The 21,511-nt window shown below is 58.7% G+C and carries 24 protein-coding genes; 7 read left to right on the forward strand and 17 right to left on the reverse strand.

The window, feature by feature from the left end:
* Positions 1-107 precede the first annotated feature (107 nt).
* Both ACR0J2_RS04585 and ACR0J2_RS04590 read right to left on the reverse strand, forming a co-directional pair.
* Positions 108-989, reverse strand: coding sequence for a metallophosphoesterase (locus tag ACR0J2_RS04585; RefSeq protein WP_480811783.1), 882 nt, complete (start codon positions 987-989; stop codon positions 108-110).
* A gap of 3 nt (positions 990-992) precedes the next feature.
* Complete coding sequence (locus tag ACR0J2_RS04590; protein ID WP_480811784.1) at positions 993-1,592, reverse strand: superoxide dismutase; 600 nt, start codon at positions 1,590-1,592, stop codon at positions 993-995.
* Between the two features lie 101 nt (positions 1,593-1,693).
* Here ACR0J2_RS04590 and ACR0J2_RS04595 point away from each other — a divergent pair, with 101 nt between their 5' ends.
* Both ACR0J2_RS04595 and ACR0J2_RS04600 read left to right on the forward strand, forming a co-directional pair.
* Positions 1,694-2,455: an FkbM family methyltransferase gene (locus ACR0J2_RS04595; protein WP_480811785.1), complete on the forward strand. Its 762-nt coding sequence runs from the start codon at positions 1,694-1,696 to the stop codon at positions 2,453-2,455.
* Between the two features lie 102 nt (positions 2,456-2,557).
* Entirely contained in the window at positions 2,558-2,944 is a 387-nt protein-coding gene (locus ACR0J2_RS04600) for a hypothetical protein (RefSeq protein WP_480811786.1), read from the forward strand.
* Between the two features lie 51 nt (positions 2,945-2,995).
* On the opposite strand, the gene ACR0J2_RS04605 is transcribed toward ACR0J2_RS04600, so the two are convergent.
* The 4 genes from ACR0J2_RS04605 to ACR0J2_RS04620 form a co-directional block, all read right to left on the reverse strand.
* Positions 2,996-3,562, reverse strand: coding sequence for a sarcosine oxidase subunit gamma (locus ACR0J2_RS04605; RefSeq protein WP_170610149.1), 567 nt, complete (start codon positions 3,560-3,562; stop codon positions 2,996-2,998).
* Complete coding sequence (locus tag ACR0J2_RS04610) at positions 3,555-6,569, reverse strand: sarcosine oxidase subunit alpha family protein (RefSeq protein WP_480811787.1); 3,015 nt, start codon at positions 6,567-6,569, stop codon at positions 3,555-3,557. Before ACR0J2_RS04610 ends, ACR0J2_RS04605 begins: the two co-directional genes overlap by 8 nt.
* A gap of 67 nt (positions 6,570-6,636) precedes the next feature.
* A complete protein-coding gene (locus ACR0J2_RS04615) occupies positions 6,637-6,966 on the reverse strand; it encodes a sarcosine oxidase subunit delta (protein WP_480811788.1) in 330 nt (109 codons plus the stop codon).
* A gap of 89 nt (positions 6,967-7,055) precedes the next feature.
* The gene (locus tag ACR0J2_RS04620) at positions 7,056-8,300 is read right to left on the reverse strand and encodes a sarcosine oxidase subunit beta family protein (RefSeq protein WP_170610143.1); all 1,245 of its coding nucleotides are present in this window, start codon (positions 8,298-8,300) and stop codon (positions 7,056-7,058) included.
* A gap of 176 nt (positions 8,301-8,476) precedes the next feature.
* Here ACR0J2_RS04620 and ccmI point away from each other — a divergent pair, with 176 nt between their 5' ends.
* The 3 genes from ccmI to ACR0J2_RS04635 are packed head-to-tail and all read left to right on the forward strand — an operon-like array spanning position 8,477 to position 10,418.
* Positions 8,477-9,706, forward strand: a complete 1,230-nt coding sequence (gene ccmI, locus ACR0J2_RS04625) for a c-type cytochrome biogenesis protein CcmI (RefSeq protein ID WP_480811789.1) — start codon at positions 8,477-8,479, stop codon at positions 9,704-9,706.
* Positions 9,703-10,167 carry a Holliday junction resolvase RuvX gene (gene ruvX / locus ACR0J2_RS04630; protein WP_480811790.1) on the forward strand — a complete coding sequence of 155 codons (465 nt, stop codon included), beginning with the start codon at positions 9,703-9,705 and terminating at the stop codon, positions 10,165-10,167. The genes ccmI and ruvX overlap by 4 nt, the downstream gene beginning before the upstream one ends.
* 17 nt (positions 10,168-10,184) lie before the next feature.
* A complete protein-coding gene (locus ACR0J2_RS04635; protein WP_170610137.1) occupies positions 10,185-10,418 on the forward strand; it encodes a DUF1289 domain-containing protein in 234 nt (77 codons plus the stop codon).
* A 138-nt stretch (positions 10,419-10,556) separates the two neighbouring features.
* Here the strand turns inward: ACR0J2_RS04635 and ACR0J2_RS04640 are convergent, their stop codons facing one another.
* The 7 genes from ACR0J2_RS04640 to ACR0J2_RS04670 form a co-directional block, all read right to left on the reverse strand.
* A complete protein-coding gene (locus ACR0J2_RS04640) occupies positions 10,557-11,282 on the reverse strand; it encodes a SpoIIAA family protein (RefSeq protein WP_480811791.1) in 726 nt (241 codons plus the stop codon).
* 39 nt (positions 11,283-11,321) lie between these two features.
* A complete protein-coding gene (locus ACR0J2_RS04645) occupies positions 11,322-12,107 on the reverse strand; it encodes a hypothetical protein (protein ID WP_480811792.1) in 786 nt (261 codons plus the stop codon).
* Positions 12,101-12,925, reverse strand: a complete 825-nt coding sequence (locus ACR0J2_RS04650; protein ID WP_170610131.1) for a sulfite exporter TauE/SafE family protein — start codon at positions 12,923-12,925, stop codon at positions 12,101-12,103. Before ACR0J2_RS04650 ends, ACR0J2_RS04645 begins: the two co-directional genes overlap by 7 nt.
* Before the next feature lie 34 nt (positions 12,926-12,959).
* A complete protein-coding gene (dusA, locus tag ACR0J2_RS04655; protein ID WP_480811793.1) occupies positions 12,960-13,955 on the reverse strand; it encodes a tRNA dihydrouridine(20/20a) synthase DusA in 996 nt (331 codons plus the stop codon).
* A 389-nt stretch (positions 13,956-14,344) separates the two neighbouring features.
* Positions 14,345-14,842: a winged helix DNA-binding protein gene (locus tag ACR0J2_RS04660; protein ID WP_170805411.1), complete on the reverse strand. Its 498-nt coding sequence runs from the start codon at positions 14,840-14,842 to the stop codon at positions 14,345-14,347.
* Between the two features lie 78 nt (positions 14,843-14,920).
* The gene (locus tag ACR0J2_RS04665; RefSeq protein ID WP_480490192.1) at positions 14,921-15,178 is read right to left on the reverse strand and encodes a succinate dehydrogenase assembly factor 2; all 258 of its coding nucleotides are present in this window, start codon (positions 15,176-15,178) and stop codon (positions 14,921-14,923) included.
* Positions 15,175-15,567, reverse strand: coding sequence for a helix-turn-helix domain-containing protein (locus ACR0J2_RS04670; protein ID WP_170610125.1), 393 nt, complete (start codon positions 15,565-15,567; stop codon positions 15,175-15,177). Before ACR0J2_RS04670 ends, ACR0J2_RS04665 begins: the two co-directional genes overlap by 4 nt.
* 91 nt (positions 15,568-15,658) lie before the next feature.
* Here ACR0J2_RS04670 and ACR0J2_RS04675 point away from each other — a divergent pair, with 91 nt between their 5' ends.
* Together ACR0J2_RS04675 and ACR0J2_RS04680 are read left to right on the forward strand one after the other, a co-directional pair.
* A complete protein-coding gene (locus ACR0J2_RS04675; protein ID WP_170610123.1) occupies positions 15,659-16,861 on the forward strand; it encodes a pyridoxal phosphate-dependent aminotransferase in 1,203 nt (400 codons plus the stop codon).
* Positions 16,862-16,874: 13 nt separating this feature from the next.
* Positions 16,875-17,276 carry a hypothetical protein gene (locus ACR0J2_RS04680; RefSeq protein ID WP_170610121.1) on the forward strand — a complete coding sequence of 134 codons (402 nt, stop codon included), beginning with the start codon at positions 16,875-16,877 and terminating at the stop codon, positions 17,274-17,276.
* Here the strand turns inward: ACR0J2_RS04680 and ACR0J2_RS04685 are convergent, their stop codons facing one another.
* From ACR0J2_RS04685 to ACR0J2_RS04700, 4 genes are all read right to left on the reverse strand, one after another.
* Positions 17,277-18,653: an MATE family efflux transporter gene (locus ACR0J2_RS04685; protein WP_170619122.1), complete on the reverse strand. Its 1,377-nt coding sequence runs from the start codon at positions 18,651-18,653 to the stop codon at positions 17,277-17,279. It lies immediately after the preceding gene.
* Between the two features lie 92 nt (positions 18,654-18,745).
* On the reverse strand, positions 18,746-19,672 hold the full coding sequence (ppk2, locus tag ACR0J2_RS04690; RefSeq protein WP_170610117.1) for a polyphosphate kinase 2: 927 nt from the start codon (positions 19,670-19,672) through the stop codon (positions 18,746-18,748).
* Positions 19,673-19,789: 117 nt separating this feature from the next.
* The gene (locus ACR0J2_RS04695; RefSeq protein ID WP_170824623.1) at positions 19,790-20,398 is read right to left on the reverse strand and encodes a peroxidase-related enzyme; all 609 of its coding nucleotides are present in this window, start codon (positions 20,396-20,398) and stop codon (positions 19,790-19,792) included.
* A gap of 128 nt (positions 20,399-20,526) precedes the next feature.
* Complete coding sequence (locus ACR0J2_RS04700; protein WP_480811794.1) at positions 20,527-21,345, reverse strand: class I SAM-dependent methyltransferase; 819 nt, start codon at positions 21,343-21,345, stop codon at positions 20,527-20,529.
* Between the last annotated feature and the right edge of the window lie 166 nt (positions 21,346-21,511).

A 21,511-nucleotide genomic window follows, 5' to 3' on the forward strand; every position in this document is an offset into this window, starting at 1 on the left:
GCTCTCTCCTGCCGCCTACTTTACGTAGGGTCTGCGGGGCGCGATACAATCCCGGCGAAGGCAAAAGTCGACGTATCGGCAGGTTTTCACCAGCGCTAAGAAAAGGATCAGGCCGACATTTCGATCACTGTAATCTCAGGTGTGACCCCCAGCCGCACGGGCAGGATTGAACAGCCAATACCGCCTGAAACCACCAGATCCCGCCCATCTTCCTGCACGTGCCCATAGGCGTACCGATTGCCATAGCGGGATGGCACCACGGGCGACCAGCCAAACAGGCGCACCTGTCCGCCATGAGTATGCCCGGACAGGGTAAGCGCAACTTTCTTTGGTACTTTTGGAAAAATATCCGGTTCATGCGCCATCATCACGACCGGCGCATCGTCCGTTACCTGACTCAAGGTGCCCGGCAGATCATCCAGCCCCTGATACCCGCCGCCTTTGCGCCGGATAGCCCACTGATCCTCAAGCCCGGCCAGCCAGAATCCTAACGCCTCAAGCTTGATCGCAGTGTTCGACAGAACCGTGATGCCTTTGCGTCCCAGCGCCTCGGCGTAGATATTCGGCCCACCACCCCGCTGCTGAGCCTGCCGGTCATCCCACCAGTCGTGGTTGCCCAACACCGAAAACACCCCGTGCGGCGCATCAAGATCAGAAAGAACGTCGGCCAGATCGTCCGGCCTGACCGGTTGCATGAAGGTTTTCAGGTCTGCCGAGTAATCTCCTAGCAGCAAGATAAGATCCGGCGCCAGTGCATTGGTGCGCCGCACGATCTGGCGAATGCGGTCAAGCCCGATCATAGGCTCTCCGACATGCAGATCGGCCAGAACCGCAATACGAACCGGGGGCACAGTCCAGTCGGTTCGTTTCAGGCGCCATTTGCGTACGCGCAGCCGCAGGGCCGGCTCGATGAAAAAGCCATAAGCCGCAGTAAAAAGGCCTGCCAGCGTAACCGCCAGCAGACCCCGTATGAACCCTCGTCGGGTCAATGATTACATCCGCGATGCAACGTTTTCCCAGTTCACCAGATTGTCGAGGAAGTTCGAAAGGTAAGCCGGACGCTTGTTGCGGAAGTCGATGTAGTAGCTGTGCTCCCACACATCGCAACCCAGCAGTGCGGTTTGGTTAAAGCACAGCGGGTTCACGCCGTTTTCGGTCTTGGTCACGGCCAGCGATCCGTCCGCGTTCTTGACCAGCCACGCCCAGCCCGAACCGAACTGACCGGCACCAGCAGCGCTGAACTGCGACTTGAATTCGTCAACCGAGCCGAAGCTTTCGGTCAGGGCCTTTTCCAGCTCACCGGGCATGGCGTTGCCACCGGGGCCCATCATTTCCCAGAACTGGTTGTGGTTCCACAGCTGGCTGATGTTGTTGAAGATGCCATTCTGGGCGACAGCGTTTGCGTCATAGGTGCCAACGATGATCTCTTCCAGCGACTTGCCGTCCCACTGGGTGCCGGCGATCAGCTTGTTGCCGTTGTCGACATAGGCCTTGTGGTGCAGGTCGTGGTGATATTCCAGTGTTTCCGCGGACATACCCTTGGCTGCCAGCGCGTCATGTGCATAAGGAAGATCAGGAAGTTCAAAAGCCATATCGGCCCCCTGTTTAAAATGTAAGTTGCGGTTCCCAAGGTTAAATGCTTTGGCAGCCGCCGCAGGTCAAGAGCCGAGACAAGAAAACCCGGAGGCAGACGATGCTGACACAGGCGCGCAAGATGTTCTACCGCGCCCGCGGATACTATGCGGGCAACTTGAACGGCGAGCCGTTTCGCCTTGACCCCTATCATTCGAAATTCTGGCGCAAGGCGACTGCGGGTGACTGGGAACCCGAGACCTTCGCCGTCCTTGATGAGTACCTGACGCCGGGCAGCGATTACCTTGACATCGGTGCGTGGATTGGCCCCACCGTCCTTTATGGCGCACGCAAGGCGCGGCATGTCTGGTGTTTCGAGCCGGACCCGACGGCCTACCGACATCTGGCGTGGAATCTGGACCTGAACGACATCCACAACGTGTCGGCCTTTGGTGTGGCGCTGTCAGACCAGTTCGGTGTGGCCCGCATGGCATCCCTGCGCGGAGAGCCCGGCGATTCCACCAGTTCATTGCTTCATGACGGCACACATGGCAGCGATGCGCTGACCATTGCCTGGGATCAGTTCGAGGCGGTGAATGATCTGTCTGGCGTGTCACTGGTCAAAATGGATATCGAAGGGGCCGAGTTCTTCGTACTTCCAACCCTGTTGTCATGGTTGGAAAAGGTACGGCCTGCACTGTATCTCTCTCTCCACTCCCCCCTGTTGGCCGACGAAGATCGCCTGACCCGCACATCCGAGCTGCTGGAAAGCCTTTCCTTTTACTCCAATGCTTGTGACGAAAGCGGGCAACCGGCAGACGTTCAGACAATGCTCAAACCCGAAGAATTGACACGCTATCGCGCGATTGTTCTGCACGGGTAGAATGCGACAATCCACCTTCTCATTTTACGTGCGGTTCTGCTTGTTTGCCCGAGCTAAACCTGTTTCCTTCCGCCAGTAACTCATTGATGAATAAGATAAGAAATGAAACGACTATTTGGAATTATCATTGCGGCATTTGCTGCTCAGACGGCAGCGGCTGAAGATTTGACATATCATTGCAAGGTCAAGGGTCGGGAAGGCTGGATCGCACCGGAATACTACTTTCGCATTGATCCAGAAGCCAACAAAGCGAAGGTCGTCAGTAACTACCACGACTGGATGGACGCAAACCTGAATACCCGCAGAAACGACATTTACCAGATGAGCTGGAAGGTCACATTGCCGAGTTCGGACGGTCAGGCGGTGCGCATGCGGTATCAGGCAAACCTCGATCAAGCCAAAAACAAGATCAAAGTCCGCGGCAGCTTTGGCAACGTAAGTGCATCAAACAAACCTTACGGGACCGGAAACTGCGCGTTGGTCAAATAAAAAAGCCCCGGATGACCCGGGGCTTCTATTTCAACTGCACTTAGGCAGAGGTCAGTAAACCCCAACTTCACTGCCCGGCTGCGCCGCGACTTTCAGCAGTTTGAACACATAATCTGCGGCGGACCGGAAACAAACCACCCGGAAGGTTTCGGTGTCATCCATCCAGAACGCACCTGCCACCTGTGCCAGACGCGAGCGCCGGATCTGGCCGGGCTGGAATGCCTCTTCCGAGAACTCGACCGGAGCCAGCTTGCCCAGTACTTCGCGTGCGCTGCCGCCCGAGATGCGGAACACTGCGCGGGCATCCGAGACGTTGACGGCCAGGGCGTGTGTGCCGCTCAGGGCATTGGTCATCGCGGCCAGCTTGGCTTCGACCTCGGCGTAGGGCACCAGCACCAGCAACTCGTCGGTCGACATCCAGCAAACGCCGGTATCGCCGTTCACCAAAGCCTCGCGCTGGCCAGGAACCTTTTGGCCCGTGGCGTCTTTGACCGCCTTGGCAAGCACCTTGTCGGACAGGTCGCCGCGCAGAGTGATCATACCCTGCAGACCGCATTCCTCGACCTTGGCAATGCCGTCGAAGCTTGCGTGATTCAGTGCGCTGATGGGTTCAGACATTCTGCTTCTCCCCGTCCTTGTCGTAGAAGATCGGATCCACGATCTTGGCTTTGTAGACTTTGTCATCCGTTCCCGGGAACTCGACAATCTCACCCATCCGGTCAGGCCCGTGTTTGATCAGACCCATGGCGATGCCCTTGTCCAGGTTGGCCGAGTAATAGGTCGAGGTCACGCGTCCGATCATATTGCGCTGACCGTTGGCGTTGACGCCCTCGCCCACTGCGTAGGCACCATCCGGCAGAACCGATCCATCCACAGTCTCAAGCCCGACCAGTTTCCAACGTTCAGGATCGGCCATGTGGCTGCGCGAATGGGCGCGTTTGCCCAGATAGTCCTCTTTCTTTTTCGACAGCGCCCAGTGCAGCCCCAGATCCTGCGGGATCACGGTGCCGTCGGTCTCGTCGCCGATCATGATAAAACCTTTCTCGGCCCGCAGGATGTGCAAACATTCGGTGCCATAAGGCATAACGCCGAACTCTTTGCCCGCTTCCATCAGAGCGTCCCAGAAAGCCTGCCCCTGAGAGGCCGGAACCGCGATTTCATAGGACAGCTCACCCGAGAACGAAATGCGGTAGGCGCGGCAGTTGAAGTCACCGATCTTGCCATCACGCCATTCCATGAACGGCAGCGCGTCGCGGCTGACGTCCATGCCGCCCAGCTTCTCAAGCACCTTGCGGGCGTTGGGGCCGACCACGGCGACCTGCGCGTATTGCTCGGTCACGTTGGCCACGTAGACTTTCCAGTCCCACCATTCGGTCTGCAGCCACTCTTCCATGTGCCCATGGATACGCTCGGCCCCGCCGGTGGTGGTGTGGCACAGCCATGTGTCCTCGTCGATGCGGGCAACAACGCCGTCGTCGATCAGGAAACCGTTTTCCGAGCACATCAGGCCATAGCGGCATTTGCCGACCTTCAGCGTGGACATCATGTTGGTGTACATCATGTCGAGGAACTTGCCGGCATCCGGGCCTTTGACAATCAGTTTGCCCAGCGTCGATGCATCAAGCAGGCCAAGGTTTTCGCGGGTGTTCTTGACCTCGCGATTGACCGCGTCATGCACGGACTCTCCGGGACGCACGTAGGCGTAGGTCCGGCGCCAGTGGCCGACCGGCTCCCAGTCGGCGCCGTTCTTGTCGTGCCAGTTGTGCATCGGTGTTTGGCGGATCGGCTGGAATACTTCACCACGCGCTTCGCCACCAATCGCACCCATCGAAATGGGGGTATAGGGCGGGCGGAAGGTTGTGGTGCCGACCTTCGGAATTTCGGATTCCAGCGCATCAGCCAGGATTGCCAAGCCGTTGATATTGCTCAGTTTACCCTGATCCGTCGCCATGCCCAGCGTGGTGTAACGCTTGGTGTGTTCAACGCTTTCGTACCCTTCACGCGCAGCCAGCTGGACGTCGGAAACTTTGACGTCGTTCTGGAAGTCGAGCCAGGATTTCATACGCAGCTGAATTTCGGCATTGGCAGGCATCAGCCAGACAGCTTCCATCGCCGCTTCGCCGGTAGCTTCCCCAGCAGGGGCCTTAGTGTTCTTCGGTTTGAACCCGGCCGCCTTGGCCGCCGCTTTGCCAGCGGCATGGGCATCGGACAGCACCTCGCCCAGCGCCAGCGGACCGTTCGAAGACCCCGCCGCCACAACAAACCCTTCGCCATTCGCACCCAAAGGCGGGCGCGCCGGATCGGGACGGAAATGGGCTTGCGCCTCATCCCAGATCAGCTTGCCCCCACAATGCGACCACATGTGAACCACCGGAGACCAGCCGCCCGACATGGCGACCGCGTCGCATTCCACTTCTTCGCGAGCGCCCCCGATGCCTTCCTGATTGCAGATCGCAACTTTCTTGACACGTTTGCCGCCTTTGACTTTGGCGATGGCCTTGCCCGGATCGACACGGATGCCAAGCTGACGCGCCTCTTCGGCCAACGGCCCGGCAGATGTACGCGCATCGACAACGCGCAGGACATCGACACCCGCCTGTTTCAACAGGATCGCCGTGCGATAAGCATCGTCATTGTTGGTGGCGACGATGACACGCTCGCCGGGGGTCACGCCCCAGTTGATCACATAGTCGCGCATGGCCGAAGCCAGCATCACACCCGGCACATCATTTCCGGCAAAGGACAGCGGACGCTCGATCGCGCCTGTTGCTGTCACGATCTGTTTGGCCCGGATCCGCCACAAGCGATGACGTGGGCCTTGCGTGCCCGGTTTGTGATCGTTCAGGCGCTCATAACCCAATACGTAACCATGGTCATAAACCCCTGCGCCCATGCAACGGGACCGCATGGTGACGTTGCCCATTGTTTCGAGTTCGGAAACCAATTGTTCCACGAACTTATCCACAGGCTCACCATTGACGGTTCCGCCATCAACCGGAGCGCGACCGCCCCAATGTGCAGTCTGCTCGATCAGCAGAACCTTGGCACCGGATTGCGCCGCAGCTTTGGCGGCCAGAAGACCAGCCACACCGCCACCGATCACCAGAACATCGGTGAAGGCGTAGAAGTGTTCATAGGTGTCCGCGTCCTTGGTTTCCTTGTCCGGCGCTTTGCCCAGACCGGCGGACTGGCGGATGAAGGGTTCGTAGACGTGCTTCCAGAACGGCTTGGGATGGATGAACATCTTGTAGTAGAAGCCGGCCGGCAGGAACCGTGACAGGTGAGTGTTGACGGCACCGATGTCGAATTCCAGGTTCGGCCAGTGGTTTTGCGAGATCGCCGTCAGGCCGTTGAACAGCTCGGTCGTGGTGGCACGCTGGTTCGGCTCGAAGCGGCCGCCCTGCCCGAGACCGACCAGAGCGTTCGGTTCCTCGGCCCCGCTGGCGACAACGCCACGCGGACGGTGATATTTGAACGACCGGCCCATCATCATCTGATCATTGGCCAGAAGGGCCGAGGCAAGCGTATCGCCCTCGTAGCCCTGCATCGCGGTGCCGTTGAAAGTAAAGGTGACCTGTTTCGACCGGTTAATCAGTCGGCCTAGTTTTGCGAGACGGGTGCTCATTTTGCGGACCTTTTGCAGGTGGAGGTGTCGGAGCCTCCGGCGGGAGTATTTTTGAAAAGGTGAAGCATCAGGAGAACTCTCTCCACGTCCAGCCGGGCCGTTTGGCGGCGATGGCGTCCTTGATGTCTTGCGGCGGCTCGGAGGTCTGAGCGGTGTAGGTGCCGAACACTTCGAGCGTTTGGGTGCAACGCGCGGCGTGGAACCACTTGCCACAGCCATTGGCGTGCCGCCAGCGTTCGAAATGCACGCCTTTGGGGTTTTCACGCATGAACAGGTAGTCGTGGAATTCGTCATCCGACGAGCCGGGGCCAAAGCGCTTCAGATGCGCCTCGCCACCAGCGGCCAGTTCGGTTTCTTCGGCGTCAACGCCGCAATAGGGGCAATTCAGGATCAGCATTTTGTCATCCTTTCAGCAGCAAGCCGTCGTTTGACGTCCGCGCAATTCGTAGTCAGGGGCAGAGACGATTTTTCGGCGAAAAATCTCCATCAATGCGCCACCCCGGCGGCGACGCTTTCGTCGATGAAGCGGCCCTCTTTGAAGCGATCCAGCGAGAAGGCTTCGGTCAGTGGCGAATGACCGGTGGCCATCAGTTGCGCCATGCCCCAGCCCGAACCCGGGATCGCCTTGAAGCCGCCCGTGCCCCAGCCGCCGTTGATAAAGCAGCCCTGCAGCGGTGTTTTCGACAGGATCGGCGAGCGATCACCGGTCATATCCACGATCCCGCCCCACTGACGCAGCATCTTCAGGCGCGAGATCATCGGGAAGGTCTCGACCAGCGCGCGGACCGTTTCCTCGATATGGTGGAACGAACCGCGCTGGGTGAAGTTGTTGAACCCGTCGGTTCCGCCGCCGATCACCATCTCGCCCTTGTCGGACTGAGACATGTAGCCGTGCACGGTGTTGGCCATTACGACAACGTCCATGCAAGGTTTGATCGGCTCGGATACCAGCGCTTGCAGCGCGATGGCCTCAAGCGGCAGCCGGAAGCCTGCCATCTCGGCCAATTGCCCCGAGTGCCCGGCAACAACGATGCCCAGCTTGTCACAGTCAATGGCGCCCTTGGTGGTATCGACACCAACCACACGGCCATTGTCCGAACGGACGCCGGTGACTTCGCACTGCTGAATGATGTCCATGCCCATCGCGGAACAGGCGCGCGCATAGCCCCACGCCACCGCGTCATGGCGTGCGGTGCCGCCGCGTTCCTGCCAAAGCGCGCCCAGAACCGGATAGCGCGGGCCGTCCAGATTGATGATCGGCACCAGTTCCTTGACGCGTTCAGGCGTAATCCACTCGGTCTTGACGCCCTGCAAGGCGTTGGCGTGCGCCGTGCGCTGATAGCCGCGGATTTCGTGCTGTGTCTGCGCCAGCATCATCACGCCGCGCGGGCTGAACATGATGTTATAGTTCAGGTCCTGGCTCAGATCCTCATAGAGGCTGCGCGCCTTTTCGTAGATCGCCGCCGACGGGTCCTGCAGATAGTTCGAGCGGATGATCGTCGTGTTCCGGCCGGTGTTGCCACCGCCCAGCCAGCCTTTTTCAATTACGGCCACGTTCTGGATGCCATAGTTCTTACCCAGATAGTATGCAGTGGCCAGACCATGCCCCCCTGCGCCAACGATTATTACGTCGTAGCGTTTCTTGGGTTCGGGTGACCGCCAGGCGCGTTCCCATCCTGTGTGGTAACGAAGCGCTTCGCGCGCAACGGCAAAGGCTGAATAGTGTTTCATAAGCGAATCCATCCGGTTCGGTGATTGGGCGCAGATATGACCTGTGGCGACAGTTTACCCCTGCCGCACAACGCCGCAATATCGCACTATTGCGACATGTACGCCATTCGCGGCCATTTGTCCCTTTTGTCGGGCGGCCAGCGGGTCTAAGTCAGGGCAAGCGTTTCGGAGATACTATGACGTTCTGGGTCCTGATCTTACTGACTGCACTGCTGATTGCCGTGTTTTTGGGATATTCCATGCTGCGCAACAGGAAAAACCGCGAACCTGCCGCGGCCTACGACCTGCGCGTCTACCGTGAACAGTTGGCGGGCGTGGACCGGGACCTGGCCCGGGGTGTAATCCCAGCAGCGGATGCCGACAGGGTACGCACCGAAATCTCTCGTCGCATTCTGGCTGCGGATGCGCAGATGCAGCAGTCTGCAGCGGGCAACGGCCCGTCGCGTGCCGTTACGGTCGGATCACTTGTTGTCGTGGCGCTTGTTCTGGTGGGTGGTGCAATGGGGCTTTATCGTCAACTCGGTGCCAACGGGTTGCCGGATCAACCACTGGAAATGCGACTGGAAATGGCCAAGAGCCTGCGCGCCGATCGTCCGGCTCAGGCCGAATTTGAAGCGTCGACACCACACGCGCCGGCGTCTCAGCTGGAAGAAAGCTATGTCGAACTGCTGGGCCAGTTGCGCGAAACCGTTGCTAGCCGGCCCGACGACTTGCAGGGTCATATTCTGCTGGCCCAACATGAGGCCAACGCAGGCAATTTTCAGGCTGCTTACAAGGCGCAGCAACGCGTGATCGAACTGTCGGGTGATGCAGCGCCAGCGGATGCTTATTCCCACCTGGCCGAGATGATGATTCTGGCGGCGGGCGGATATGTTTCGCCCGAGGCTGAGGACGCGCTGAAACAGGCGCTGGATCGCGACCCGCATCATGGACCTGCTCGGTACTATTGGGGGCAGATGCTTGTGCAGACCGGACGACCCGACCTGGCCTACCGGCTTTGGGCCGATGCACTGGCCCAAGCGCCCGCCGGCGCACCCTGGGCAGATGCGATCCGCGCCCAAATTGACGAACTGGCCTTCAGGGCGGGCGTTTTCAATGCTCCGGAAATCCCGGCACCTTCCACCGCGCCAGGCCCTGATCAGGCCGCTGTCGACGCAGCAGCGGAACTGACGCCGGAAGAACGTCAGGACATGATCCGCGGAATGGTCAACCAGTTGTCGGACCGGCTGGCAACCGAAGGCGGATCGCCCGAAGAATGGGCCCGCCTGATTGCAGCACTGGGCGTTCTTGGCGAAGCGGAACGGGCAAGCGGAATATACGACGAAGCGCAATCTGTTTTCGCCGGCAATGCCGATGCGCTGGACATTCTGGCCACGGCCGCCCGAAGGGCAGGTCTGGAACCATGATCCACGATCAGTTCGAAGATTTCGCCGCCGCGCTGGCCCCGATGACGGCGCTCATGGGGTTGGACCTTGGCGAGAAGACGATCGGCGTGGCGGTTTCGGACCGGATGCGCGGCGTGGCCAGCCCGCTCGAAACGGTCGGGCGCAAGAAATTCACGCTCGATTCCGCGCGGCTTCTGGAAATTGTTGCTGACCGCGAAATCGGAGGAATACTTCTGGGCCTGCCCAAAAACATGGACGGAACTGAAGGCCCCCGATGCCAGTCAACCCGCGCTTTTGCCCGGAATCTGTCGCGCCTGACGGACCTTCCCATCGGTTTTTGGGACGAGAGATTAAGCACAGTTGCGGCAGAAAAGGCACTGCTTGAGGCGGATACGACACGAAAACGTCGCGGACAGGTTATTGATCACGTCGCTGCTGGTTATATTTTGCAAGGAGCGCTCGACAGGTTGCGCTTTCTTTAAAAAGGCGGGTTGGCGCGATGACAAACATGGTTTGGAAAAGGAATGAGGTGGAAAGCCCCTGCGTCCAGATCTGTGTTGTGCACCCGACGGAACGTATCTGCACAGGATGCTACCGCACCCTTGACGAGATTTCGCGCTGGTCCAAGATGGAAAGCAGCGAGCGGGCGGAAATCATGACAGACCTGCCGGCTCGTAAACCGCGTCTTGCGAAACGGCGTGGTGGCCGCGCTGCCCGTCTGAACAAAGGCTGACACTTCAATTCCAGAATAGACCGATCTAAAGCTGCGCCGCTGCGGGCCGAGTGAACTCCGAGGGGGTTGAGTTCGCGGATCGTGAGTGAGTGGCCAGCACAGCGGCGCGATCAGTTCAGTTGTCTCTCCGCGAAGGGATCAGCCAGCCGTAAGCCAGGATTTTGCGTTTTCGATTTCGTCCGATGGGAAATACTGCGTTCGCGCTCCCAACACGTGGCTTGCCACTTTTTGCGCAATCCTCTGCCAGCCCTTGTCGCCAACAATTGCTGCGCGATCAAGCATCCCGATATGCCCCTGCGCCAGACGGAAATGTGCAGCCAGTGCCGTCAGCCCCTGCCAGCCATCAAATTCCCGCAGATCGATCAGTAACCTGAACCCGTCACGCTCGCGAAGCAGGCTGTCCAGATCGGTCTCGGCCTGCTTGTATTCATCGGGGTCCAACTTGCCCATCAAGGAAATCTGAATACACGGGCCGCCCAGATCTGTGACATGAATGGCCCCGAGGGATTCGCGCATCCAGCGCCGCGCGGCTTCCAACTCGGTCATCTCGAACACCTGCACCGGGCACGGCAGGATCGGAGCTGCCAGCCGGATGCTTGTCTGAACCCAGCCCTGATCCGCCACCACTGCGATCCGGTCGAAGCCGCGCCAATGGCTCAGACCAAGTTTGGTGTCAGACCACGCGGCTCCAAGGTCGTAACCTTTGAACTCCGGATGCACGATCGCCAGAAGGCGAACCGCGTCATGCTCGGTCAAAGCAGCTTCGATGGCCGGAATAAGGGTCGAAGCATAGTCGTCGGCAGTGATCTGGCCAGACAGTTCAACTTCAATCTGTGCGCCATCAGAATTCGTGTGGACGGTCATCATACCGAAAATCCTCCAAAGCTAAACAATGGCAGGACGTTACGGAGTTTCGAGCCACTCGGCTACACCCCCGGCACATTCAGGGCGGAAATAGGCGATCATCCGTCCGTCGGGCCCACAACTTGCGGTTTCAGCCCACGGGGCGACCCCATGCAGACAGTGTCGATGCAAAAGATAAGCCTCGCCCGGTGCCGCCGGCAGTTCGATTCGCGGACATGTGTCGAAGACTTCTCGTCGTGCCGTCTGGTAGATTTCCGTCACGTCGATCTGATGCAGTGCCTCATCCGTGTGTCCGGCCATGGCGTTCCGAAAGGCCGCCCCCATGATCTTGTGGCTCCCCTCCCACAGAACCAGCGGCGAAGCATCGGCGCTGGCTTTGTTCAGCGGTATTCCTAGAATCCATGCGTGCGGCTCATCCACATGGCGGCGTCGGCCAGTGCCAGAGGGGCGCAGTCCGTCCACATGGGCGGCATCCTTGTTTCGCCTGTACCGTGCGGCCGCCTCGCTTTCGCCACGTCGGGGGCGCGGGTAGCCGGGGTAGATGACCGAGACCTGCCCTTTGTGCAGCGGCAGAACACCGTACTGCCCAGTGATGAAGTCCATCGCATGCCCGGCCAGCGGCAATGAACGCCCCACCCTGCCCTGGCGATCATTGGTCAGAGCATCGACGCCGATGAACCACGTCCCCTCGCAATCGAGCCACGGAGCGTGCGCCGGGTCCGAGACCGAGCTTCGGGCAGCAGGCAAAGCCTCTTCAACCCATTCGGCCAGAACCGGATCATAAGGAAACGAGATCCAGCCCTTATCTTGAAAATGGTCTACCATCCCACCGCCTTGCGAAGCATGTTGAGGGCGACCAGTGTCAGAAACACGGCAAAAACCCGTTTTAGGGGTTTGGGATCCATCGCGTGGGCCAGTTTCACCCCCCAGGGCGCCGTTATCATCGTCATTGCGACCACCACGCCAAATGCAACCAGATTAACCGCCCCGATTGTCAGAGGCGGACGATGCTCGACCGGGATTTCCACAAACAGAAAGCCCAGGACCGATGGCACGGCGATAATCACGCCGAACCCGGCGGCAGTGGCCACGGCGCGGTGAATGGGGGTGTTGAAAAGGCTCATCAAAGGCACACCGAAACTGCCACCGCCAATCCCCATCAGCACGGACAAAAAGCCGACCGATGGCGAAAGAACCGCACGGCGCATCCCTATCGGCATGGCGTCACCCAGCCGCCATTCTGACCGGCCCAGCCCCAGATAAGCCCCGATGACCATGCCGAGTATCCCAAACAGGGCCTGCAGCGCCTCTGTTCGCAAGGCCGAAGCCACCAGCACACCCAGAACGGCACCAATAGCAATACCAACGCCCCATCCGCGCAGGATATCCCAGTCCACCGCGCCTTTCTTGTTGTGCGCAAGCACGGACCGGACAGACGTGACGATGATCGTGGCCAGAGACGTCGCCAGACACAGCTGCATCAGTTGCGGCCCGCCATATCCAAGCGTCTGAAACGCATAGAAAAACGCAGGTACCAGAACAATTCCGCCCCCGACTCCCAGCAACCCGGCCAGCACTCCGGCCAGGGCCCCGATCACAAGCAAAAGGCCCAGCATTTGGGCCAGCAACATCGTCTCGGGCATTGTCCCCCCAAACCGGTGTCAAACCGGATTTCGTTTAAACCTCAGCCAGTGGCGCAACCTGTTCCAGCGCCTGCAGCATCACCTCGGGCCCGGCCCCGGAATGTACTGCCCCCTCGGACAGTGCGCGTCGCCATGCCCGCGCACCGGGTCGTCCGGCGAATAGGCCCAGCATGTGACGCGTGATCTGGTGCAGTCGCCCACCGTCGGCAAGGTGTTTTTCGACATAAGGCACCATTTCATGGACAACTTCAAACGGGTCAGTGGCAAGTCCTGTTTGAAAGATCAGCGGGTCAGCATCGCAAAGAATGTCGGCGGGCTGATGATAGGCCGAACGTCCGATCATCACACCATCCAGCCCGGCGTCCAGATGCTCCCTCGCTTGTTTCAGCGAGGTGATACCGCCGTTGATCGAGACATGCAGATCAGGAAAAGCCGCTTTCATCCGATGCACCAGACCGTAGTCCAGCGGCGGAATATCGCGGTTTTCCTTTGGGCTGAGCCCTTGAAGCCAGGCCTTGCGCGCGTGGATCGTAACACGACCGCAGCCTGCCGCGCGGATTGCCTCCAGAAACGCAGGCAGCACTTCTTCGGCTTCCTGATCATCGACACCAAGGCGGCATTTGACGGTAACTTCGATATCGACAGCATCAATCATCGCCGCCACGCATTCGGCGACGCGAGAGGGGTCCTTCATCAACACCGCCCCAAACGTGCCCGACTGAACCCGATCGGAAGGGCAGCCGCAATTCAGGTTAACCTCATCATACCCGGCTTCCGCGCCCAAGCGCGCTGCTTGTGCCAATTCTTCAGGACCCGACCCGCCCAGTTGCAGGGCAACTGGGTGCTCCTGCGGGCTGTAGTCCAGCAAATGAAGTGCCCCACCCCGGACCAATGCCAGGGCCGTCACCATTTCCGTATAAAGCAGGGTTTGACGACTGAGCAACCGATGGAAAAACCGACAATGCCGGTCTGTCCAGTCCATCATGGGGGCCACGCTCAGACGCGCTGCTTTCTGTGCGTTTTTCGTCAAAGCGCTGGCTCCGTGTTCGTGCAAGCAAAGCGCCCCGAGATTTGGCCAGCCTGTCTTGCCGGTTCCGGAGCACTGGGGTTTCTGATTCGAGCGTGCCACGGTGTAGCATATTCGGTGAGAGCGAACAGCGACTTGAACGCGATGTGATCCGGTACCCGTCACGCTCAAGATTTTTACCCAAACTTTGCCCGAAAGCCGGCGATCAAACCACGGAAGGAAGATGCCCAGTTAGCGTACTGGGCTTTTTGTTGAGAGAGCTCGAAGTTGTCCGGCCCTCGACCTTCAGTCGCTATTTGCCGCGAATACGACGTTCCGGTCAGCACCCGCAGAGCTTGGATTTCACACCGATACCTGACGTTCACCTTTTGCCGAGCGACGTGCCCGAATGCTTAGTAAATATACCGTATCTGATCGGTCCAGTATCGCTCGACCCGGCGCAAAGACGTGGTGATATGTTCGATCCCGTCAAATTCCAGAACACCACGGCTCTGCAAGCCTTCGGCATGGCGCGAGAACAGCTCGGCCACGATGTCGCGAATCTCTCGGCCGCGTGGGGTCAGGCGCACCCGGACGGACCGCCGGTCAATCTCGCATCTCTGGTGATGCATGTAACCCATTTCGACCAGTTTCTTCAGGTTGTAGCTGACATTGCTGCCCTGATAGTAACCCCGGCTTTTCAATTCGCCCGCCGTCACCTCGTGATCGCCGATATTGAACAGAAGAAGCGCCTGCACCGCATTGATTTCCAGCACACCGACACGTTCGAATTCATCCTTGATGACATCCAGCAGCAACCGATGCAGCCGTTCGACAAGGGCCAGCGCCTCAAGATAGCTGGTCATGAACCCTTTGGTTCCCGGCGCGGAAACCTGCAATTCCATACTCATCCGACCCTCCGATTCAGTCGCGCAGTTTCTGACACGATGAACCGAATTCCCGAAAAATCGGTTAAGCGGGACTTTCCGTTACTTTTGAAAGGTCTGCGCGATATCCGCGATCAGGTCCGCAAAGTTTTCAGGAGGCCTGGCCTGCCCAGTCACCCATTGATAAAGGTCCTGATCGTTTTCGTGCAGCAGCGCATCGTAGGCATCCAGACCGACCGTATCCATGCCCGCAAGATTGCGGTCGGCATAGGCCGACAGGATCAGATCCATCTCTTTGATCCCCCGCCGCATCGAGCGCATTTTCATACGCTTGATCCGAACATCGCGTGTTTCCGTCACTGTTGAGGCTCCAACATCAGGCGGATCTTTTTCTCAAGACGCGCCGCGCGTTCGGCGCTGGCGCGCATTTCGCCGCGAATTGCGCGCAACTCGGCGGCGACGCCTGCCAACTCCAGGCTTTCGGCATCCTCCTCCAAGGGAGCGCCCATCCCCTCACCTTCTCCGGTCAGCAACCACATGATCGAGACATTCACCATGCCCGCCATAATCGACAGACGGTTCGCGCGCGGCTCGGACAGATCGTTCTCCCACGCGACAATGGTCGCCTTTTTTACACCCAGCCTGCGGGCCATCTCAGACTGTGACATCCCGGCCGCTTCTCGCGCGCCTGCCAGACGATCCCCAAACGTTGCTGCATCCGGTCCGAACCAGTCGTATTCTTCAGTCATCTGGGGCTCCAAATCTATTTTTCATAGCGCTTGATCGTCATTCGGGCGCACCCTATGACAGACAGACAAAACATACAAACCGAGGCCGCTCATGAGTTTCCTGTCTGCGACACTGTCACGCGTAAAACCTTCGCCCACAATCGCGATGACGGCAAAGGCGGCTGAAATGAAGGCCGCCGGACGCGACGTCATTGGCCTCAGCGCGGGCGAACCGGATTTCGACACCCCGCAGAACATCAAGGACGCGGCGGTCGCTGCCATTGCCGCCGGCAAGACCAAGTATACCGCCCCCGACGGTATCCCCGAACTCAAGCAGGCGGCCTGCGCCAAGATGAAGCGCGATCACGGGCTGGATTACACGCCGGCCCAGATTTCGGTCGGAACGGGCGGCAAGCAGACGCTGTACAACGCGCTGATGGCGACGATGAATCCGGGCGACGAAGTTGTCATCCCCGCACCATACTGGGTCAGCTACCCGGACATGGTGCTTTTGGCCGGGGGCACGCCGGTTGTGGTCGAAGCCAAACTCGAAAACAATTTCAAGCTGACCGCCGAACAGCTTGAGGCCGCGATCACGCCGAAGACAAAGTGGTTCATCTTCAACTCTCCATCGAACCCAACCGGGGCCGGATATAGCCGGGAAGAACTGAAGGCGTTGACCGATGTGCTGATGCGCCACCCGCATGTCTGGATCATGTCCGACGATATGTATGAGCACCTGGCTTATGACGGGTTCGAGTTCTGCACCCCTGCTGAGGTTGAGCCGGGACTGTATGACCGTACGCTCACCTGCAACGGCGTATCCAAAGCCTATGCCATGACCGGCTGGCGGATCGGTTACGCCGCGGGCCCGGTCGAGATCATTGCGGCCATGCGCAAAATCCAGTCGCAATCCACCTCGAACCCGTGTTCGGTCAGCCAATGGGCCGCGGTTGAGGCACTGAACGGCACCCAGGCGTTTCTGGCCCCCAACAATGAGACCTTCAAACGACGCCGCGATCTGGTCGTCGAGATGCTGAATGAAATCGACGGCATTTCCTGCCCCACGCCCGAAGGCGCGTTCTATGTGTACCCGTCCATCGCAGGTCTGATCGGAAAGACCAGCCCTGCAGGTACCCTGATTGACAGTGACGAAACCTTTGCCACCGCATTGCTGGAGGAAGCGGACGTCGCTGTTGTCTTTGGTGCGGCCTTTGGGCTTTCGCCGAATTTCCGGATCAGCTACGCGACTTCGGACGCGGCCCTGAAAGAGGCGTGTACCCGCATTCAACGGTTTTGCGCCGCACTGACCTGATCGGAGAAAAATCTTGTCGACAGACCTGCCGGAATACTATTTCCGCGTCCGCGAAAACGGAGCGGTTGTGTTCAAAATTGATACGGCAAATCGACATCGCCGGATCGAAATGGATCAGATCGCCGTTATCAACATCCGCAATGACGACGTCAGACCGCATGGACAGCACACGCTTTCCGATGCTGACAAGGCCGAAATCCAACGCTGGATGACAGAACGTAAAGCCCTGTTGGCGGAACGTGACATTGACGACATTCACCGCGCGGTCGACTACCTGAACCTGACGACACAGTGGGCCCAGTCCAAGGCCACGGAAGAACAGCTTGAAGATGTCAGCGATCGGTTGCTGATGGCGATGCACGACCTGCGGACTGTGCTTGTAAGGAAGAAGGCCGATCGCCTGAACAAAAACTGATCAGGCCGCCGGTCTTTCGACAGGCAACCCGACCTCACGCACGGACCTGAGCCAGAAACGGGCCATCAGCATCACCGCAGCGCAGGCCAGCCCAATGACAAGGCCAAGCCAAACTCCGATACCCTCCATACCCCGCATGAAGCCAAAGTAGTAAGAGGCTGGAATGCCGATCACCCAATAGCTGAGCGCGGCCATCACCATGGGGATCTTGGCGTCCTGCACACCGCGCAACAGGCCCAGCGCGATGACCTGAGCGCCATCAACCAGTTGGAACAGGGCCGCCATGGCCAGAAGCCCGGTGCCGATCGCCAGAATCTGCGGACGCTCGGGGTTGTCCGCTTCCATGAACAGCGAAATCAACGGTTCGGCGCAGGTCAGAAACAGGATGATCGTCAGCACTGACACAACCAGCGACATCCCGGTTACGGCAATCGCGCCTTTTTCCAGGTGCGCTCGATCCTTCCGGCCCAGCGCGTTGCCTGCCCTTATGGTGGCGGCGTTTGAAAGGCCCAAATGAACCATGAACGTTGCCGAGGCGAGGTTCAGCGCAATACCGTGCGCGGCCAGCGGAACCTGCCCGATCCATCCCATCATCAGGGCCGAAGTGGCAAACAGGGAAACCTCGGCCAGCATGGTCAGGCCGATAGGAACGCCCAACCGCAGAACACTGTGGAACATTTCCCAATCCGGCCGCCAGAAACGCTGAAACAGGCTGTGTTCAGGCAAAACGCGTACCGCATAGTAGATGACGCAAATCAACGAAACGATCTGCGTCACAACCGATGCGATGGCGGCCCCCATGACACCAAGTTCCGGAGCCCCCCAATTGCCAAAGATCAGCGCGTAGTTCGTCACCGCGTTCACCAGGGCAGCGGCAACGGTAATCCACAAGACGATCTGTGTACGCTCCAACGCAGCCAGATAAGACTTCAGCACCATGACCAATAGCGCCGGGATGATCCCCCACCCTGCGACACGCAAGTATTCCGAGGCTGTTTGAGCAACCTCCGGCTCCTGCTTCAGGGCGATCAGTATGGGATAGGACCACCAAAGCAGCGGCATGATCAGGGCCGAGTAAATCAGCGACAGCCACAACCCCATGCGGGTTGATCTTCGGATGCTGGTTTCGTTCTCCTCCGCCGCGGCCGTTGCGACCATGGGCATGACCGCCAAGCCGAACCCTGCGCCGAACAGGAACAGAACAAAGTAGTAGCTGCTGGCCAACGTCACCGCCGCCAGCGCTTCGACCCCGTACCATCCCAGCATGATGGTATCGGTCAGGCCGATCGCATACTGCGCAAGATGCCCGCCGATCAGGGGCAGGCCCAGAACGGCAATCGCGCGAAAATGGCCGGGATATGACATGACTTTGCTCATCGCAACAGCCATAGGCCCGGCCATCGTCAGGGACAAGAGCCGATCAGCGAATTTTCAAACTGAGACTCCGAATTCCCCAAAGGCCAGATTGTTCATAAACGCGCTTCGGGATGCAGCGACGTACCCAGCACGTGATCCGAACGATGTATGACGTGATGCGCCTGCCCGACGATCAGCGGATCGGGCTCGTCAACCAATTCGTGATCCTTGTCCGGGTAATCCAGCGTCGACAAGAAATGCCGCATACAGTTCAGCCGCGCGCGTTTCTTGTCATTCGATTTGACAATGGTCCAGGGCGCATCGGCAGTGTCGGTGTAAAAGAACATCGCCTCCTTCGCCTCGGTATAATCATCCCATTTGTCCAGACTGGCCTTGTCGATTGGCGACAGCTTCCACTGCTTCAGCGGATCGGTTTCGCGGCTCTTGAACCGCCGCTGCTGTTCGGGCTGCGTAACCGAGAACCAGTACTTATATAGCTGGATACCTGATCGCACCAGCATCCGTTCCAGTTCGGGCGTCTGCCGCATGAACTCAAGGTATTCGTTTGGCGAACAGAACCCCATCACGCGCTCGACACCTGCCCGGTTGTACCAGGACCGGTCGTAGAACACCATTTCACCGACCGTCGGCAGCTCCTGCACATAGCGCTGATAGTACCACTGCCCCTTCTCTTCCCACGTCGGCTTGTTCAGGGCCACCACGCGGGCCTGACGGGGGTTCAGATGCTCCATGAACCGCTTGATCGTGCCGCCTTTGCCCGCCGCGTCGCGCCCTTCAAACAGCAGAACAAACCGCTGGCCCGTCTCCTGCGCCCAAAGCTGCACCTTGAGCAATTCAGCCTGAAGCTTCGCCTTTTCCGCCTCGTAGGTTTTGCGCGCCATCTTGTGGCCGTAAGGGTACTTGCCGCTCTCGAAAGCGTGCCGGATTTTCTCGGCGCATGGCTGCGCGGCATCCTGAACTTCAGCCTGTACAGTATTGATCTGAGTGGGTTTCAAGTCGGTCTGGACGATTGCCGCCATGCATATGCTCCTGGGTTTCAATGTTTCCCGGAACGCCTAGCAGAAACTCGAAAAATTCGCTTTGATCGGCATCAAACTCTGACAGGCGCAACAGCCTGCCCACGCCCGCTTGCGCCCTTACCGATGGCCCCAATCGTCGGGATTGTCGGAGTTGTTTGGCGACAGTCCCAAAACATCCCCCTTGGTCGAACACCCCAATCCCAAAACTGTCCGGTTGGCATAGGAAAAATAGGAACAGACCTGATTGATCTCGAGGATCTCTCCGTCGTCCCACCCCGCATCTCGCAAAACGATCACATCGGCCTCGGTCAGTTCCGCCGGCGCTTCGGTCAGCTTGCGGGCATATCCCATCGCTGCCACCTGTGCTGCATCCAGCGGCGCCGTTTCCGGCTGTCGCGCCTCAATCGCTGCGCGTATGGCATCACCTCGCACAGTATCACCCAGCAACCGCTGCAACCCGTTGAAGTGATGTTCCACACAATAGCCGCACCGATTCAGCGAGCTGACCCAGACACCAAGAACCTCAAGGAACCATTTAGGAATCTGGTTGCCTGAATGGTGCAGCACGTTCTTGTAGATCGCCATGTGGCCTTCCATCGAATGCGGGCGCAGGCTGTGCGCCATCATGATGTTGTCCACGTTGTTGTCCGGGCCGGTCACTCGCTCATACAGCTTTCGCAACTTACCTTTCGCCTCGTCAAACGGAATGGTTTTGATCCAGCTCATTCGCAATCCTCTCTATGGGCCAAACGCCCTTGGCCGTGAACCCTCAGCGCTCTTTCGGGATATTGATGCCAAAGGAAAAGGCGGAACAAAAGTCCTGAAAACAGCAGACTAAGAAAAGCCCGGATCTGTCACGCTTGGATCTTGCGGCAAACAAAAGTCGTAGCCGACAACGGCATCGTCATTTCGCTTGGGCCAAAAGTGCGGTGCAGAGCAGACGCCATTTCCCTGGCAACGTCATCCGAAGAAACTCCGCCTCGGGATCTGATTTCATCAATCAATGGATTTCCGAAAACCAAAGCTTTCGCAAATGTCTCGGGCGCCTCAATGCGTTTGCTCAGTCGAATGGTCTCGTACCTGATGTCACCCCATCCTGCCTCGGCAAGGTCCGCCTTGACCAACTGTGGATCACCGTAGTGAAAGGGAACCTTATAAAACCCGGGCGGATCATCCGGAAAAAACTGTCGGGCCACTTCGTGAGCCATCTGCGAAAACGGGTTCTCGGACATTGCGCTCCACACGTTGAAAACGTAACGGCCGCCAGGTTTGATAACTCGGGCTGCCTCGCGGAACGAGGCAACTTTGTCGGGAAAGAACATCACTCCAAACTGGCAAACCATAAGATCGAAACGGGCTTCCTCAAAAGGTAGATCCATTGCATCCGCGACTGAGAACCGGAGATTATCGCCCTCTTCGAATTTCTTTTTTGCCACCTCCAGCATCGGCCCGTTCAGATCCGTCACCAGCAAACTGGCGTCCTTCGGTAATCTGTCGCGCAGCTTGCCACTGACAATTCCGGTGCCAGCCGCCAGTTCGATTACATTTGCCACGGCCTCTGCACAGCATTCGTCGACAAGCCGGTCTGCATAGTCGACAAAAATATTGGGCCCTAGCCCCTTGTCGTAATGCTCAGGAATCTCTCCAACAAAACCGGACGCGCTCGTGTTCATCAACCCACTCCTTTGCAATAAGGCCGTTGCTCGAACCCAGACTAGCAAATTACCGTCGATCAGGCGAAAACTCAGCCGCCAGCGCATCTATCCACAACACCTCGCGCCCCTCTTCCCCCCGCACACATCACCTGCCATAATGGGGCAAACCCAAAAACAAGAGCAG

The sequence above is a fragment of the Ruegeria sp. CG4 genome (assembly GCF_056537185.1).

Bases quoted from the DNA above. Each gene is read 5' to 3' on its own strand.
- ACR0J2_RS04590 (WP_480811784.1), bottom strand. From the start codon at position 1,592: ATGGCTTTTGAACTTCCTGATCTTCCTTATGCACATGACGCGCTGGCA.
- ACR0J2_RS04595 (WP_480811785.1), top strand. From the start codon at position 1,694: ATGCTGACACAGGCGCGCAAGATGTTCTACCGCGCCCGCGGATACTAT.
- ACR0J2_RS04600 (WP_480811786.1), top strand. From the start codon at position 2,558: ATGAAACGACTATTTGGAATTATCATTGCGGCATTTGCTGCTCAGACG.
- ACR0J2_RS04605 (WP_170610149.1), bottom strand. From the start codon at position 3,562: ATGTCTGAACCCATCAGCGCACTGAATCACGCAAGCTTCGACGGCATT.
- ACR0J2_RS04610 (WP_480811787.1), bottom strand. From the start codon at position 6,569: ATGAGCACCCGTCTCGCAAAACTAGGCCGACTGATTAACCGGTCGAAA.
- ACR0J2_RS04615 (WP_480811788.1), bottom strand. From the start codon at position 6,966: ATGCTGATCCTGAATTGCCCCTATTGCGGCGTTGACGCCGAAGAAACC.
- ACR0J2_RS04620 (WP_170610143.1), bottom strand. From the start codon at position 8,300: ATGAAACACTATTCAGCCTTTGCCGTTGCGCGCGAAGCGCTTCGTTAC.
- ccmI (WP_480811789.1), top strand. From the start codon at position 8,477: ATGACGTTCTGGGTCCTGATCTTACTGACTGCACTGCTGATTGCCGTG.
- ruvX (WP_480811790.1), top strand. From the start codon at position 9,703: ATGATCCACGATCAGTTCGAAGATTTCGCCGCCGCGCTGGCCCCGATG.
- ACR0J2_RS04635 (WP_170610137.1), top strand. From the start codon at position 10,185: ATGACAAACATGGTTTGGAAAAGGAATGAGGTGGAAAGCCCCTGCGTC.
- ACR0J2_RS04640 (WP_480811791.1), bottom strand. From the start codon at position 11,282: ATGACCGTCCACACGAATTCTGATGGCGCACAGATTGAAGTTGAACTG.
- ACR0J2_RS04645 (WP_480811792.1), bottom strand. From the start codon at position 12,107: ATGGTAGACCATTTTCAAGATAAGGGCTGGATCTCGTTTCCTTATGAT.
- ACR0J2_RS04650 (WP_170610131.1), bottom strand. From the start codon at position 12,925: ATGCCCGAGACGATGTTGCTGGCCCAAATGCTGGGCCTTTTGCTTGTG.
- ACR0J2_RS04660 (WP_170805411.1), bottom strand. From the start codon at position 14,842: ATGAGTATGGAATTGCAGGTTTCCGCGCCGGGAACCAAAGGGTTCATG.
- ACR0J2_RS04670 (WP_170610125.1), bottom strand. From the start codon at position 15,567: ATGACTGAAGAATACGACTGGTTCGGACCGGATGCAGCAACGTTTGGG.
- ACR0J2_RS04675 (WP_170610123.1), top strand. From the start codon at position 15,659: ATGAGTTTCCTGTCTGCGACACTGTCACGCGTAAAACCTTCGCCCACA.
- ACR0J2_RS04685 (WP_170619122.1), bottom strand. From the start codon at position 18,653: ATGAGCAAAGTCATGTCATATCCCGGCCATTTTCGCGCGATTGCCGTT.
- ppk2 (WP_170610117.1), bottom strand. From the start codon at position 19,672: ATGGCGGCAATCGTCCAGACCGACTTGAAACCCACTCAGATCAATACT.
- ACR0J2_RS04695 (WP_170824623.1), bottom strand. From the start codon at position 20,398: ATGAGCTGGATCAAAACCATTCCGTTTGACGAGGCGAAAGGTAAGTTG.
- ACR0J2_RS04700 (WP_480811794.1), bottom strand. From the start codon at position 21,345: ATGAACACGAGCGCGTCCGGTTTTGTTGGAGAGATTCCTGAGCATTAC.